Source organism: Prevotella sp. P6B1 (genome assembly GCF_000702825.1).
Taxonomy (GTDB): Bacteria; Bacteroidota; Bacteroidia; order Bacteroidales; family Bacteroidaceae; genus Prevotella.
In genome coordinates this window covers 159,062-173,707 of the sequence record NZ_JNKF01000013.1, presented here as the reverse complement: position 1 = coordinate 173,707, position 14,646 = coordinate 159,062, and the positions used below count along the sequence as shown (strand labels likewise).

The 14,646-nt window shown below is 37.5% G+C and carries 13 protein-coding genes and 1 tRNA gene; 10 read left to right on the top strand and 4 right to left on the bottom strand.

The genetic code is table 11. The annotated features are described in order from the left end of the window. The first annotated feature begins 13 nt into the window (after positions 1-13). From T495_RS0109990 to T495_RS0109980, 3 genes are all read left to right on the top strand, one after another. Positions 14-86, top strand: a tRNA-Phe gene (locus T495_RS0109990). Between the two features lie 84 nt (positions 87-170). Continuing rightward, positions 171-995, top strand: a complete 825-nt coding sequence (gene coaW, locus T495_RS0109985; protein WP_028903255.1) for a type II pantothenate kinase — start codon at positions 171-173, stop codon at positions 993-995. 7 nt (positions 996-1,002) lie between these two features. Continuing rightward, on the top strand, positions 1,003-1,377 hold the full coding sequence (locus tag T495_RS0109980; RefSeq protein ID WP_033148558.1) for a hypothetical protein: 375 nt from the start codon (positions 1,003-1,005) through the stop codon (positions 1,375-1,377). A 139-nt stretch (positions 1,378-1,516) separates the two neighbouring features. On the opposite strand, the gene T495_RS0109975 is transcribed toward T495_RS0109980, so the two are convergent. Beyond that, the gene (locus T495_RS0109975) at positions 1,517-1,855 is read right to left on the bottom strand and encodes a helix-turn-helix transcriptional regulator (protein ID WP_051651989.1); all 339 of its coding nucleotides are present in this window, start codon (positions 1,853-1,855) and stop codon (positions 1,517-1,519) included. A 251-nt stretch (positions 1,856-2,106) separates the two neighbouring features. Between T495_RS0109975 and T495_RS0109970 the strand changes: the two genes are divergently transcribed. From T495_RS0109970 to T495_RS0109955, 4 genes are all read left to right on the top strand, one after another. Then, positions 2,107-2,400 (top strand): nucleotidyltransferase family protein, encoded by a 294-nt coding sequence (locus tag T495_RS0109970; RefSeq protein WP_028903252.1) that lies wholly within the window; start codon positions 2,107-2,109, stop codon positions 2,398-2,400. Next, on the top strand, positions 2,393-2,761 hold the full coding sequence (locus T495_RS0109965; protein ID WP_051651988.1) for a DUF86 domain-containing protein: 369 nt from the start codon (positions 2,393-2,395) through the stop codon (positions 2,759-2,761). The genes T495_RS0109970 and T495_RS0109965 overlap by 8 nt, the downstream gene beginning before the upstream one ends. A 180-nt stretch (positions 2,762-2,941) precedes the next feature. Then, complete coding sequence (locus tag T495_RS15260; protein ID WP_197020383.1) at positions 2,942-5,890, top strand: CHAT domain-containing protein; 2,949 nt, start codon at positions 2,942-2,944, stop codon at positions 5,888-5,890. Between the two features lie 121 nt (positions 5,891-6,011). After that, entirely contained in the window at positions 6,012-9,407 is a 3,396-nt protein-coding gene (locus T495_RS0109955) for a CHAT domain-containing tetratricopeptide repeat protein (RefSeq protein WP_081832084.1), read from the top strand. Between the two features lie 835 nt (positions 9,408-10,242). Here T495_RS0109955 and T495_RS0109950 read toward each other — a convergent pair. Genes T495_RS0109950 through T495_RS0109940 form a run of 3 tightly spaced genes read right to left on the bottom strand, consistent with a single transcriptional unit; the run spans position 10,243 to position 12,353 of the window. Then, on the bottom strand, positions 10,243-10,905 hold the full coding sequence (locus tag T495_RS0109950) for a hypothetical protein (protein ID WP_033148555.1): 663 nt from the start codon (positions 10,903-10,905) through the stop codon (positions 10,243-10,245). Next, on the bottom strand, positions 10,898-11,482 hold the full coding sequence (locus tag T495_RS0109945; protein WP_033148554.1) for a sigma-70 family RNA polymerase sigma factor: 585 nt from the start codon (positions 11,480-11,482) through the stop codon (positions 10,898-10,900). The genes T495_RS0109950 and T495_RS0109945 overlap by 8 nt, the downstream gene beginning before the upstream one ends. A gap of 1 nt (position 11,483) precedes the next feature. Further along, positions 11,484-12,353 carry a caspase family protein gene (locus tag T495_RS0109940; RefSeq protein WP_051651986.1) on the bottom strand — a complete coding sequence of 290 codons (870 nt, stop codon included), beginning with the start codon at positions 12,351-12,353 and terminating at the stop codon, positions 11,484-11,486. A gap of 287 nt (positions 12,354-12,640) precedes the next feature. On the opposite strand from T495_RS0109940, the gene T495_RS0109935 reads away from it, so the two are divergent. The 3 genes from T495_RS0109935 to T495_RS0109925 are packed head-to-tail and all read left to right on the top strand — an operon-like array spanning position 12,641 to position 14,628. Next, entirely contained in the window at positions 12,641-13,018 is a 378-nt protein-coding gene (locus T495_RS0109935; protein ID WP_155993576.1) for a hypothetical protein, read from the top strand. 40 nt (positions 13,019-13,058) lie between these two features. Then, positions 13,059-13,625 (top strand): hypothetical protein, encoded by a 567-nt coding sequence (locus T495_RS0109930; RefSeq protein WP_033148552.1) that lies wholly within the window; start codon positions 13,059-13,061, stop codon positions 13,623-13,625. Positions 13,626-13,638: 13 nt separating this feature from the next. Beyond that, positions 13,639-14,628, top strand: a complete 990-nt coding sequence (locus tag T495_RS0109925) for a DUF4407 domain-containing protein (RefSeq protein WP_033148551.1) — start codon at positions 13,639-13,641, stop codon at positions 14,626-14,628. Positions 14,629-14,646: the final 18 nt, after the last annotated feature.

Genomic DNA, 14,646 nt, shown 5'->3' with positions numbered 1-14,646 from the left:
AATTTGAAATGTTGGTGCCTTAGCTCAGTTGGTAGAGCATCGGACTGAAAATCCGTGTGTCCCCGGTTCGATTCCTGGAGGTACCACTCCTCCTTTCATTAGCCCGGTCTTGCAGTAATGCAGCCGGGTTTTTTCGTATATAAAGGTCAAAGTTCAAAATTCAAAGTTCAATGGGAATTGTTATTGGTATCGATGTTGGTATTTCAACGACCAAGATTGTTGGAATCAAGAATGGTAAGGTGTCGGCCCCTATCAGTATCACTGCTGCCGATCCGGTTACGTCGCTTTTTGGTGCCTTTGGCAAATATCTGCACGATAATGATATCGATTTGAAGGATGTCGAGCAGGTAATGCTTACTGGTGTAGGCTCCGCCTATATCGATCAGCCCATTTACGGCCTGCCTACAGCCAAAAGTCAGGAGTTCGTGGCCGATGGCCTTGGAGCCCGTTTTGAGTCGAAGCTCGACCACACTATTGTGGTGTCGATGGGTACAGGTACATCGTTTGTGAAGTGCGACGGCAACGAGATGCGCCATATTGGTGGTATCGGTGTTGGTGGAGGTACGCTGGCTGGTCTGGCCCGTCTCATGCTTAATACCAGCGATATCAAACAGGTGGCTACGCTGGCCAAGCATGGCAATATCCGTAATATCGACCTGACCATTGGCGATATCAGCGCCGTTCCAGTGCCTGGTCTCACCATGGATACCACCGCCAGTAACTTTGCCAATGCCCAGAGCGATGCCTCTAAGGAGGATATTGCTGCCGGACTCATCCACATGGTGCTACAGTCTATCGGTTCTGCCGCATGGCTTGCCTCATTAGGCAGCGATATACGCGATTTCGTGCTCATTGGCAACCTCTCCCTGCTTCCGCAGTGCAAAGAGGTGTTCCCTGCCTTGGAAACGCTCTATAACATCCGTTTCCACATCCCCAAGTATTCGCAGTACTGCACTGCTATCGGTGCCGCCCTCGATTACACCACCAAACGCTAATAGATATATGGAACAGAAAAGAGTAACCCCTGAGCGTATTACAGAACTCGCCGAGAACGAAGTGTTTGTATTTGGTAGCAATCTGGCAGGTGCACATGGCGGTGGCGCGGCCCTGTTGGCCTATCGTAAGTTTGGTGCCATCTGGGGCCAGGGCGTAGGTCTGCAAGGTCAGAGCTATGGCATCCCCACCATGCATGGTGGTGTTGATGTTATCAAACCCTATGTCGATGAGTTCATCGAGTTTGCTAAGACCCGTCCCGACCTCACCTTCTTAGTTACCCGTGTCGGTTGTGGCATCGCCGGCTTCACTAACGAGGAAATATCACCCCTCTTCGCCAAGGCCCACGATGTAGAGAACATCGTCCTCCCCGCAGGGTGGTAATACGGTGTTTTGTGAAATCAGGAAAAGTCAAGCCAAAAATAGGTACCCTCCGCATGAGCTAGCTCGATTCATGAATCGAGCTAGCTCAATCGATGATTTGAGTTAACTCACGGTTTTTGGGGGCATTTGAAAGTATCTATTATGGCTCTGGGGGCTGTACAGGTTCTGAGGCTATCATAGGCTCATATTCATAGTCAGGATATTTTACTTCCTGATGTACCACTTGTAAGATAGGGGCGTCGAGGGTGTTTTCAATAGATACAAGCGTCTCTATCGTAAAATTATGAGTACCGCGCATCCACTTGCTGATTTCAGCCTCTTTCTTACCGAGCATCATAGCCAAGTCTTTCTGCTTAAGCCCCATTGCTTCGAGTATCTCATGAATGCGGTCCACAATTTGGAACGAGAGTTCTACTTTCTGACGTACCGCAGGATTAACCTGCTTACGTCTCGCTTCAATAATACTACTTTTCTTCATCTCGCGAAAAAATATAATAACCTCGGTGCGAAGATAAGAACTATTTTCGAAAGGACCAAATAATTAACTTAGAAATTAAGTTGCCGTCGTAATTTTTTTTCTCCCCGCCCCCTTTGTCATGTCATCCCTCTCACCATTGGTTTTAGTAATGTACCTATGTACCAATGTACCAGAAATCCATTTTTTTTATCTAAATCCTTTTCTATTTCAGAAAAAGTTGTATCTTTGCAAACGAATAAAGTGATATTAATATGTTAGAGCTTCAAGATTGTATCAACAAGTTAGCAGATTTCAAGAGCGCATTCGCACAGAAATTTGGCATAACAAAACTCGGCATTTTTGGTTCTGTAGCCAGGAAAGAGAATACCGAGAATAGCGATATTGATATCGTGGTCGAAGTGCAGAAGCCGTCATTGCAGTTGATGTATGAGCTTAAAGAAGCCTTGAAGCAACTATTCAATTGCGAGGTAGATCTGGTAAGATTCCGCGATTCGCTACGTCCTCTCTTTAAGTCTAACATTGAAAGAGATGCTATCTATGTCTGATAATCAACTAACCATCCACGACAGACTCGAAGATGTTCTGGAATCCATCAACCTTATACAAGAATGGAGTGATGGAAGAAATACTGTAAATGATTTTATGTCGTCATCTACAGGAGTTATGGCATTTAATGCCTGTGTTATGAGGCTCCAAGTAATAGGCGAGCACATTGGCAAACTCCTTAAGAGCGAAGATAAACCACTAGACTCATTCCCCTCAATCCCTTGGAATGCCATATATGGATTACGTAATATTATATCTCATGAATACGCTAACATCGACGAAGATATAATCGTATCCGTTATCAATGACGATCTACAACCATTGAAGGATGCTATAGAGCAATTGATGCAAAAGTATTAATCATTAATGTATCTCCCATAACCTCGTCATTACTCCCCAATCAATGGGTAATGGCGTTTTTTAATATGCTTTATCCACAAGCCTTGTGAAATACAACTTTTTTCTTTAAATCCTTTTCTATTCAAGAAAAAGTTGTATATTTGCACCATCGATAACTAAGAGTCATATAATAGTATGAATTTGAAAAAGTATCTATTTGTTGTAATTTTGATTGTTTTATCAATTAATCAAGTTCTTTCTCAGAATTCTAATGTACTTTCTAGAAAGAGTACTGAAATAGAAAAACTTGAATCAGTTATCGTTAAATCAGCAGTTTATTTAGATAAAGGCGATTATTATAGGGCCATCGAGGGACTAAAGGAATCAATTGAATTGTCCAAACATATTAATTCTGGATTCCATTTTGGTTTTTCAATAAAACTTTTAGCACAATGTCATTTTGGCCTTGGAAATTATACTCAGGCTTTAGAGTATAATAAAATAGCGTTGTCTACTTTCGAGTATAATGCTAAAGATTCAATCTACAGAAGTGTTCTAATTAATATTTCAGATTGTTACAACAAATTAGGTGAGTACGATAAGGCGTTATTAGTAATGCAGGATTATTTTTCACTATTAAAGAATCAATATGGAGAATATATGGATAAGGATAAATATAATAGTGAGTATTATCCTAGTCTTCTTTCTCTGTCTTCCTGTTATTATTATTTGGGAGATTATTATAAATCCATAATGATATTAGAGGAATTATCAGAATACGAAGTTAAAAGAAATAGCGGTATAAGTGAAACTTACGCATATACATTGGAAAATATATCCATGGATTATCTTAGACTTGGTAGATTAAGAGACGCACTTTATTATGAAGAGAATGCATTAGATATAATTGTAAAATTGTATGGTTATAATGATATTCGATGTGCAAAAATGATGTATTATCTGGGCCATTTATATAATGTTTTGGGCAATAATGAAAAAGCAAGAGAACTTATAAAAAAGTCAATTCGAATAATAAAAAACGAAATGGGTGAGTTTAATATAGATCATATTTCAGCATTGAGGGCCCTGTCGTTAACTTATGCGGATTTAAAAAAAAGAATTGAAACGCTAGAAGAAATTCAAGGGATTTTGCGAGAAGGAAATATCAATGATTATGAATCGTATGTATATACATATAGGAATTTGGCAAATACTTATGCAGAACTGGGAGAAAAAGAAATGTTTTATGATATTGAACAAAGGGTTCATTTTAATAAGAAAATTCAGGATTATTTCCAAAAGAATAAAAGAGCATATGCGGACTACATGCAATCAATCTTTGATAGTTATTTGAAATTGGGAGATTATTCAAAAGCTATAAATGTTGGTAAACAAACTTGGGATATATATAAAATATTGTACGGAGATGATATTACGAGTTATTCTACATTTATACTAGAATTGTTTATTTGTTACGTAAAATTAAAAGATTACGTTAACGCTGTAAAAATAATCAAGGATAATAATGTTTTTAATAAGATTAAAGAAGATTTGTTGTCTAGTATAGATTTACTTCCATATTGCCATAGAGTAAATTATTGGAATAGTAGTTTGCGTAATGTTTTTTGCAATTTCCTGCCGTTATTAGCCTATTCTGGTGAAGAAGATTATTTTATTACGCAAGCATATGATAATTCCGCTCTATTCGCTAAAGGTTTTATGTTAAATACAGAAATGAATATGTCTAATATGATTGATAATCATGGTGATAAAATGTTAAAAGAATTGTATTATTCATATTTGTTAAATAGGTCAAAGGTTGTTCGAGCTTATGATAAGCATGTAAAGGATTCTCTTTCAACATTGATAACAAATCAAGAAGATCAAATATGGCAAACACTGAAGAAACAACATCTGACAAAAAGAACGAATGTTACATGGAAAGACATACAGAAAAGGCTTACCAAGTATGATGTCGCAATTGAATTCTTGTCTTTTTTTGATGATAATTTTAAACAATATAATGTAGCACTATTGTTGAAAAAAGATTATGTGTTGCCCAAAATTTTTGCACTTGGTGACTTCCAAAAAATGAAACTATATTCAATAAGCAATAAAAATGATTCACTTTATGAGTTAGTCTGGCAGCCAATGGAAAAGGAGTTAAAAGACATAAAGAATATTTATTTTTCTCCTGCGGGGCAAATATATAATTGTCCTATTGAATATTTGGTCGATAAAAACGGGACATATATGTGTGATAAATATAATATATATAGATTGTCTTCAACTAAAATGATATTAGCCCCTGCTGCTAAACGTAACTATAAGAAATCTGTCTTGTATGGGGGGCTAGACTATAATTATGATACTATTCCTACATTTCAAAAGAATTGCGATGTAGAGGATATCTACTTTCCACCTATTGAAAGAGGGTTACTCGATTCTTTATCAAATAGAAGTGGTTTTGAATCATTACCAAATACTTCAATTGAGATATCTGAAATATCTAAGTTACTATCTTATTCTAATGTTGATTGTATAACGTATATGGGGATGAATGGCTTAGAAGAATCTTTTAAGAAACTTTCTGGCTCTTTATTAGATATTATACATCTTTCAACACACGGTATGTATATAGAGAATAGTGCAGACTCGGTATATTTGAATAATAAGAATCTAAAATTTGTAGATGAAACATTATATATTTCTCCAGAGGATGCAGCACTAGCTCGTTCTTTTCTTGTTATGTCACGGGGTAATATGTTACCTCAGCATTATAAAATTCCGCATGGTGTTGATGATGGAATTTTAACAGCTCAAGAAATATCTAATATAGACTTAAAAAATGTTGACTTGGTTGTTCTGTCTGCATGCCAAACAGCTTTGGGCGATATTGATTATGATGGAGTTTATGGTCTGCAAAGAGGATTTAAAAAAGCTGGTGCCAATACGATTCTTATGAGTCTAGACAAAGTTGATGATGAAGCGACTCGAATTCTTATGGTTGAGTTCTATAGAAACCTAATGTCAGGAAAGTCAAAGTACCAATCACTCAAAGACGCTCAGAGGCATCTACGCCAAATTGATAACGGCAAATATGACAAATATGAGTATTGGGCTTCGTTTATACTATTAGACGGCTTATGATTGTAAACTCTTCACACATAAGTATTACGATGTTACCAGATTATTCGTAAATTACGATATTATTATTATCACATCAGAGTCCACAAATGTCCAGCAATCAATATGAAATAAAGTTATTAGGATGAGAAAATATTCTTTATTAGTTATCGTTGCTTTATGTATGCATTGCATAGCACAAACTATCGTAAATCCTGTTTTTGATAGAAGTGACACTCCATCTTTTTATATCAAAAAGATAGAGATAACAAAGGATACCACATTTATAACGTGTTCATTTTATGCTGAAGCAGGGTTATGGGCAAGCATATCAAAAGAAACATATTTGCGTGACTCAAAGTCCCACAGGATATTCCCGATACAGAGATGTGAAGGTTTGCCATATGCTCCAGAAGAGAGAATCTTTACTCAAAATGAAAGTTGTGAACTGCTTTTTTGTTTCCCTTCGATAGCGGGGGGGGAACAATTTGATTTTATAGAAAGCGAAGACGAAAGAGGATTTAATATATATGGTATTTGCCTAAAAAAACAAATTAAAACTTCCTATTCAGATACGGAACTAAGGCATCTTTCAGAAATGGCATCGGCATATTATTCTTCTAATGCCACCGAAAAGGCTATGCAATTAAAAGAATACGCTACATCATTAAACAATCTCATAAGTTATAATGTAAGTAAGGGCAATTTTTCGGAGGCAATTCGTCTGGGGACAGTAGAGGCAAGAATAAAAGAGAAAGTATTTGGCAAAGAAGACTCAAGCTATATAGGATCCTTAGAAAACCTTACTGCCTTCAATATTGCTAAAGATAACTATGTAGAGGCGATACGGTTAAAAACGGAATTATCAAATGTGCTGAAAGAAACTATAGGAACGGACAATAATGCTTATGCTACATCTTTAGGTGAACTCGCCTCGTTTTATGCTCATATAGGCAACTATCTTGAGGCTAAGCGACTAGGAGCAGAGGTTGTTGAAATCTATAAAAAGTTTTTAGGGGCCAATCATATTCAATATGCAATAGCATTAGACAATTTGTCTGTATTTTATGCATATCTTGGTAACTATTCAGAGTCAATAGCTTTAGGAAAAGAATCATTGAAAATCAAAAGGGACGTTCTCGGTACCGAAAATTTTGACTATGCCCAATCTTTAAATAACCTCGCTAGTTATTATTCAAACATTGGTGATTATTCAGAATCAATAATGCTAGGGAAAGAAGCTGTGGATATTAAAAAAAATGTTCTTGGTATTGAGCATCCTGAATATGCTTTGTCTTTGAGAAATCTTGCACTATTTTATTCTGAGGTTGGTGACTATACAGAAGCTCTTAAACTTGGGAGAGAAGTTTTAGATATTAGGAGAAAGGTTCTTGGTAAAGCCCATCCTGACTATGCGAGATCGTTACATGATTTGGCCGTAGTTTTTTCGTGTATCGGCAATGATGGCGAAGCGCTACGATTGTTGGCAGAAGCAACAAAGATAAGAAAAAACATTCTTGGTGCAAATCATCCCGATTATGCATTTTCGTTAAATGATCTTGCTTTATGTTACGCACGTACAGGTTACTATGCGGAAGGCATAAATAATGCGAAAGAAGCTTTGGAAATTAGAAAGATGTTTTTAGGTACAGAGCATCCAGACTATGCAAGCTCGTTAAATGATCTTGCAGAGTGTTATTTGCGAGGAGGCAATTTTGACGAGGCTGTAAAAACAGAAAAAGCAGCAGTAGAACTGAGAAAGAATATTTTAGGGTCTGCCAATCCTTATTACACAAGATCATTACTTAACCTAACAATATATTATTTTTATCATGGGGACTTTTTGAAAGCTTACAATTGTGCTACCCAATATATTGAGGGCTCTAAATCGTTAATACATAATAATTTTAGCGAATTGTCTTCGCATTTCCAAGAGACATTATGGAAGAGTAGTTATGCATATCCATTTGTTTGCGTATTACCTAGTGTTTTCTACAAAATCAGGCACAAAGAATCTGCTTCGGAGTTATATGACAATGCATGTCTATTTGCCAAAGGTTTACTTCTGAATACTAGTTTAGAAATGCGCAGATTAATACTCGAAGGTGGCGATTCTGTTATAATAAACAAGTACAATGCTCTTTCTTCTAATATCAACCTTTACAACAAACTTATTGAAAAGCCAATAAAAGAACGCTTTATGAATGCCGATTCTTTGAACAGAGTTATAGAACAACAGGAGATTGAACTTGCTCGAGAATCAAAAGTATATGGTGATTACGCACACAATTTAACCATAAGTTGGAAAGATGTGCAGAGTAAACTTGGAGATAATGACATTGCTGTTGAGTTTTTAGATTTCCCCGTTTTGAATTCAGATAGCACAGTGTATGTGGCTCTTACCTTGAAAAGAGAGTATGATTGTCCTCACATTGTGGTGCTATTTGAAAAAAAACAGCTTAAAGCTATACCAGGGAATTCCTATTATACTCAATCTGACGTTTCTGATTTAATCTGGAAACCGCTAGTGGAAGAACTTAATGGCGTTAAGAATATCTACTTTGCGCCATCGGGAGAAATACATAGGATTGGTATAGAAAACCTTCCTTTCAACAAATCAAAGACTATGAGCGATGTTTATTCACTTCATCGTTTATCTTCGACAAGACAGCTTGCTGTTATTCAGGATGAGTCCCAAGGACAGAATACTATTCTTTATGGAGGTATAAACTATGATGAGAAGTCATATGCTGTTACAACAGATTCATCCTCTACAAAGAAAACAGATTTAAGATCTGCTTTTACTTATAGGGCTAATGTAGATTCGTTATCATTAAGGAACTCCTATGATTATCTTGAGGGTACAAAGAAAGAGGCAGACCTAATAGCAGAAGGCTTGAAGCTGCGTAATGTACCTTATCATTATTATAGTGGCACGGATGCCACAGAAGAGTCCGTCAAGAACTTGAATGGTACATATCCAAAGGTGATTCATATTGCCACTCATGGTTTCTACATAACCGAAGAAGAGGCTAATAAATTGAAATTTGCTCGTTCTGAAAGAGAAGAGTCGATAGGAAATGATCATAAGATTGCTCAGCAAGAATATAAGCCTATGACTCGCTCTGGTTTGCTGTTTTCTGGTTGTAATCATATCATTCGGCACGAGCAAATTCCTGATGGAGAGGAGGATGGTATCTTAACTGCGCAAGAAATTTCTACTTTAGACCTGCGAGGTCTGGACCTCGTTGTTCTTTCTGCCTGCCAAACTGGTCTTGGCGATATTGTTTCCGGAGAAGGAGTGTTCGGTCTACAAAGAGGATTCAAGATGGCAGGTGCTAAGACTATTGTTATGAGTTTATGGAATGTAAATGATGAATCCACAATGAAGATGATGACCAGCTTCTATCGCCACTATCTTGAAGGCATGTCGAAAGAAGAAGCATTTCGTGTTGCACAAGATGAATTGAGGAAGACTTGTCTTTCAAAGCAGGAGCGACCTGATTGGGCAGCATTTATAATGTTGGATGGCTTGAATTAAAAAAACAGAGGCAGGTTAACCTGCCTCTGACGACTTACTTTTTCGTAACCATATCATAACACTCTTAATAACGACTTCCACATCTTTTGAAATGCTGGCATAAAAGTCTGGAGTCTATAGCCATCCCAATTGATATAAGATGTAGCCTCTGTAGGCTAAGTCAGCAAGTGCAAAAAGCACATCGTGGTGGCGGATTACGAAACACCCAATCTTTGATAAACTAGACTGAGCTTTTCTAAAAAACTCAGCCTATAAAAAGTTTTTAAAAAACATAGTTATAATTTGTGTTTGTTAGATAATAAGTCTGATTAAGAGGACTCGAACCTCTCGGATGCTAACCCGGCAAGCCTGCTAACTGAGTGCAAAGTTATGAAAATCTTTCTTTTGTTGTACTTCTATCCGTAATTATTTAATTTCTTTTAGGATAACATGAGCGTGACACGTAGACTGCTTCAGATTGCGAAAGGATTATGGGACACGTTTGCCTAAGGCAATTCAGCCAGCACCATTGGAAAGTGCTGGCTGTTTAAGTTCATTCTTTTGGTTTGTGATGCCAAACATTACTACATTCAGGATCTGAACAACTGTAGACTTCGATGTACTCTCCTTCTGATCCTACATAAGAGTTATTTTTTGCCATTGGCATCCCGCATTGCGGACATTTTTTCTCTTTCATAATTATTTTTTTTGTTAGGCTTTCCTCAAGCCATTGTTAAACATAAACAGTTATTTTCGATTGGCTCAGAGGCTCGGTTAGAACCGATAATAAAAGGAGAATGAGATTATTCTCGTGTGCAAAGTTATGAAGAAATCTCATTCATTGTACTTCCATCCCCTACTTTTTAATTTCTTTTAGGAGTTCCTGTGCTTTGGTAGCGATAGGAGTATCTGGATTATCCTTCTCCAACTTTTCCAGAACAGGGATTGCCTTTTCTATCTGATCATCCTTGATATACGCCAGTGCAAGATTCATTGCAATATCGTTGGCATAGAAAGTATATGTGGCATCAATATCCAGACTGGCATAGATGGGCTCCAGTTCCTCTATGACCTTACTCATATTACGCTGCTCCTTTATATTATTAAATAAGGCGTATAGATGAGCAACGGCAATAGAATCGACATCACCACGAGAATAATCACTCATGCTATACTCAGAATAGTATGGTGATACGATAGCGGATAGTTCGTTGTATCGTTTATCTTTAGAGTAACCAAAGAAGATGGCAAAAACTGCAGCGATAGATGTTGCCCACCACAGAAGCGTACGAACCTTATCCTTTACGTTATTCTGGATAAGCACTCGCTCTTTTTCAGCCTCTTGGGTTCGGATGCCTTTGATGAGAGATAACGTAGCCAACACTTGTGCACGAAGCTCTGGATCAGCTTTTATCTCCTGTTTTAAAGCGGATTCTTCCTCTTCTGTCATCATACCACGAACGAAAGCATCAATGCGATCGTCAATAGTCTGCTGCATTATATCATTAATCTTATCCATAAATCTTCCCTTTTAGTTCGTTATACTTATCTCTGAACTTCTTTACACACTTATACTTCTGCGCCTTCACTGAATTGGCATCAGAAAAACCAAACATATCTGCAATGGTTGACGTAGAAAGGTCGTTCCAATAATAGCCTTGGAGTATATTCTTACAAGTATCTGTCATAGATGCTATGATATTATTAACAAGCAGCTCCATACGAATCTTTCTATCCTCTTCCTCTGTATCCATACAGAAACCATAGAGTTCGTCTATCTTATCATCTCGAACAATATTTCCATTTGAAATTCTGCTTTCATCTACTAGCGGAACAACCTTGCTACTCTTGCCTAAGAATTTTAAGGTCTGATTAATACAAACCTTCATGAAATAGGTGCCAAGAGAACTTGTAAGGTTCGAGAGTTTCCCATCACGTATATTCAGGTACAAAGCCATTGAGGATTCCTGAAAGATATCGTCAATATCATCATCCGATACTGAGTAATTCTTTCTCAGATATGTAAGAATCTTACCTTTCTCGCCAGAGATAAAACGATTCAAATCCTGATTCTTCAATGATACTATTTCCGCCATATTAGAAACTTGTTTCTGTTACCAGGTTCTGATTATTAGGCCAGTGCCCACTATTCATAATAGATGTTTTGACGTAGCTTAAGAACTCATTCGCATTAGTGGATATAGGTTTAGCCAGAAGTGCTTGAGCAATATTATACGAAAGCGGCCCATACCGCTTATCCTTCACCTTGATCTCCATGTTTACCTGCTCAGGGCGACATGCTTCAAGATACATAACGTGCGACATTTTAGCGGATGTCTCAACCTTATAATGTGACGTTTTCTGCCCAGTTGGCTTGAAAACCTTATTTGTATAAGTAAAGCCGACCTTGGTGCCACGAACAGTTTCGTCGTTTGCTCTGGATGATGTGCCAGCATGGCAAGCATCTATTACAACATAGAGAAAGCCTTGGGGACCAATCCTAGTTCTCAGTTTCTTAATATAAACGTTCAACTGATCATCCAACAAATGCTTTTTCCCCTCATATACACCTTTCTTATATAGTTTATAGGCATCTATCGGAACAATGGCTTCATCCCAACCATCAGCCTCATCGCCATTAAGATCCTCTACAGGCTGCCCATGGGTAGAGAAATGAAGATATACTATATCACCCTTCTTGGTCTGGTTAGTAAAGGTGGCTAGTTTCGAGGTAATATTCTGATATGTTGCCTGTTCATCAAGAAGCGTGGTTAAATAAAAACCTTGTTTTTTCAGAATGGGGGCCAAAAGATTGACATCTTCTGTACCATTTATGTTATTCCACTGATAACCTGTTAAAACTGTATCATAGTGAGACGCTCCCACCATGAAAGCCCTCTTCCGCTGGGCGTTTCCAGCGATTGCGACTGCAAGAAACAGGCCAATTATCAGTAGTAATTTACGCATTATAAAGAATATTTTTCGGCAAATATACAATTTTTTTTTTTGAATAAGCGGTTACCTTTTAGTTTTTTCGAGTATAAAGAGGCAAAGAAACAAAAAAGTAGTAACAATTTAAAAAACAAAACATTATGAAACGAGTAATTTTACATTCAAAGAAAGTGATCAGAAATCATTGGTTTATCATCTGTATCGCAGGAGCAGTGTCTTTCGTATACGGGATTATCGCTTTCCTGGCATTTCTTATCTACTCTATGAATTTCACAGAAGATCCAGTAGATGTAAACGATATAATGGAAGAGTTTACTGAAGAGGAACTGGGAATAGTATTATCAGATACTATGGACGAAAATGTCTCAGACGAAGAGTATTTCACTCTTTTAGCAAGATATCAGTCATACTTCTGCCCCAAGAAAGTGGATCGAGTTACGACATGGGTAGGTTCTGAGGTAACAGAAGACTCGTATATTATGAGCTACGAAATAAAGAAAGAGATTGATGGATTCAGTGCTGACAAACTGAAAGACAATATTCTGAAAGAGATTAATCCCAACTGTGTACAGACCATACGTTTGGTTCGCTCAGGCAAGAATATGGTATTCAGATATACTAATACTAGCACCTACGATTCTTTTGATATCGTAATCACTCCAAACGACCTCAAAGCTTAGAAAGAAGAAAAAAGTAATAACAATTAAAAATTATAAGATTATGACACTATTTAGTTTATTCAACAGCAAGAAGGTTGCTAACAGCGACTTAGATCCTGTAAACATTGACAAAGAACAGGATGTGAATGATGAGGAGCAGAGCCCAATGGAGGAGACAAAGGACGAGGATAAGAAAAACCTCATTACAATCACCTGGGGAACAGGGATGCCTATCGACGTAATCTTTAACTTCATCCACAAGAACTTTGAGGAAGAAGGGTTCCAGGATGCTCTCGTAAACACGGACATCGCTTATCGTGACACTAAGGAAAAGATTATCCGCTACGATCTCGAGATGCTATTTACAAGAATAACATTACGCTACAAGAGTGATATCAGGATGGTTGATTCCAAAATGGACAATGCTCGTGAAGCCTTTGCTCTAGGTGCAGTCGCAAAATTAGATTCGTTGAAGCGTACCTACGAAGAGCATCTGGCCGAGATAGAGGACATGAAAGAACTTCTGGATGCTGACGATCCCAAAATGACAACTATGATTGAATCATATCGTAGAGGATTTATGAAGGGTGTAACAGCTGCTACTTTAAATTTCATTGAAAACAAATAAAAACAGAAAGATTATGAAAACGTTAACAAACATAGGATGTTTCCTGATTGGTTGGAACAAGGAAATATTGAACGAGTGTGGTGAGGCTAGCCATCGTCAATTTAGAAAATTGCTTTCTGCCATCTGTATAATGATGGCGCTCTGGGGGACTATAGGATATTGCTTTGCTGAAAGATATATCAATATTGAATCGACAACACTTAAAGTTATGGTTTCAATGATGTTTATGCTCATAGTGCTTTGTGTGGAGCGTGTGATTATCCTAACAGTTGGTAAGGCTCGACTTATGACATTAATGAGAGTAATGCTTGCTTTATGCATGGCTGTTCTGGGATCGTGTATCTTCGACCAGATAATCTTCAGTAATGATATCCGCCAAGCAATACAGGAACGGAGAGAAGATGTTATCAAAGAAACCATCCTAAAGCGAATGTCAATATTTGATAATGACGAAAAACGTATTACTCAGGAAATGGATTCGCTGAACAAAGCAACCATTGCATTAGGCGAAGAACTGATGAAAAAGCCAACAATTAAGAGTGTAAACGTTTCGACTCAGGAACAGGTTGTTGGTGTGGATGAAAACGGTAATCCTAAAAAAGCTCGCATAAGAAACACAGAGATTGTAAATGTCGCTAATCCGTTGGCAGAACAGCTTAAGTCCAATAATAGCCAAATTGAGATATATCAGAACCAACTAGAACAGTTACGCCAGGACAAAAAAGATATTGCCAAGAAGGTGACAGAGGAAGTAAGCATGCGCCCATTGGGATTCATCGAAGAATTAGAAGCAACTCTGTCTGTGGTTTCCAAGAGCGTTGTTTCGCTAGTATTCTACATCGTTCTCTTCTGCTTCTTGACATTTCTGGAGTTATTTGTTCTTACAATAAAGATGGGGGACACGAAGTGCGATTACGATCTGATTGTTGAGAATCAGCTGAGATTAAAGAGGACTCTAATGGACCAGACTTCGCAAAGTCTGATTACTAAGAGAGTAGCATAGTATTAACAATTTAAATCA

Coding starts and splice junctions, on each gene's coding strand:
- coaW (WP_028903255.1), top strand. CDS start 171: ATGGGAATTGTTATTGGTATCGATGTTGGTATTTCAACGACCAAGATT.
- T495_RS0109980 (WP_033148558.1), top strand. CDS start 1,003: ATGGAACAGAAAAGAGTAACCCCTGAGCGTATTACAGAACTCGCCGAG.
- T495_RS0109975 (WP_051651989.1), bottom strand. CDS start 1,855: ATGAAGAAAAGTAGTATTATTGAAGCGAGACGTAAGCAGGTTAATCCT.
- T495_RS0109970 (WP_028903252.1), top strand. CDS start 2,107: ATGTTAGAGCTTCAAGATTGTATCAACAAGTTAGCAGATTTCAAGAGC.
- T495_RS0109965 (WP_051651988.1), top strand. CDS start 2,393: ATGTCTGATAATCAACTAACCATCCACGACAGACTCGAAGATGTTCTG.
- T495_RS0109955 (WP_081832084.1), top strand. CDS start 6,012: ATGAGAAAATATTCTTTATTAGTTATCGTTGCTTTATGTATGCATTGC.
- T495_RS0109950 (WP_033148555.1), bottom strand. CDS start 10,905: ATGGATAAGATTAATGATATAATGCAGCAGACTATTGACGATCGCATT.
- T495_RS0109945 (WP_033148554.1), bottom strand. CDS start 11,482: ATGGCGGAAATAGTATCATTGAAGAATCAGGATTTGAATCGTTTTATC.
- T495_RS0109940 (WP_051651986.1), bottom strand. CDS start 12,353: ATGCGTAAATTACTACTGATAATTGGCCTGTTTCTTGCAGTCGCAATC.
- T495_RS0109935 (WP_155993576.1), top strand. CDS start 12,641: ATGGAAGAGTTTACTGAAGAGGAACTGGGAATAGTATTATCAGATACT.
- T495_RS0109930 (WP_033148552.1), top strand. CDS start 13,059: ATGACACTATTTAGTTTATTCAACAGCAAGAAGGTTGCTAACAGCGAC.
- T495_RS0109925 (WP_033148551.1), top strand. CDS start 13,639: ATGAAAACGTTAACAAACATAGGATGTTTCCTGATTGGTTGGAACAAG.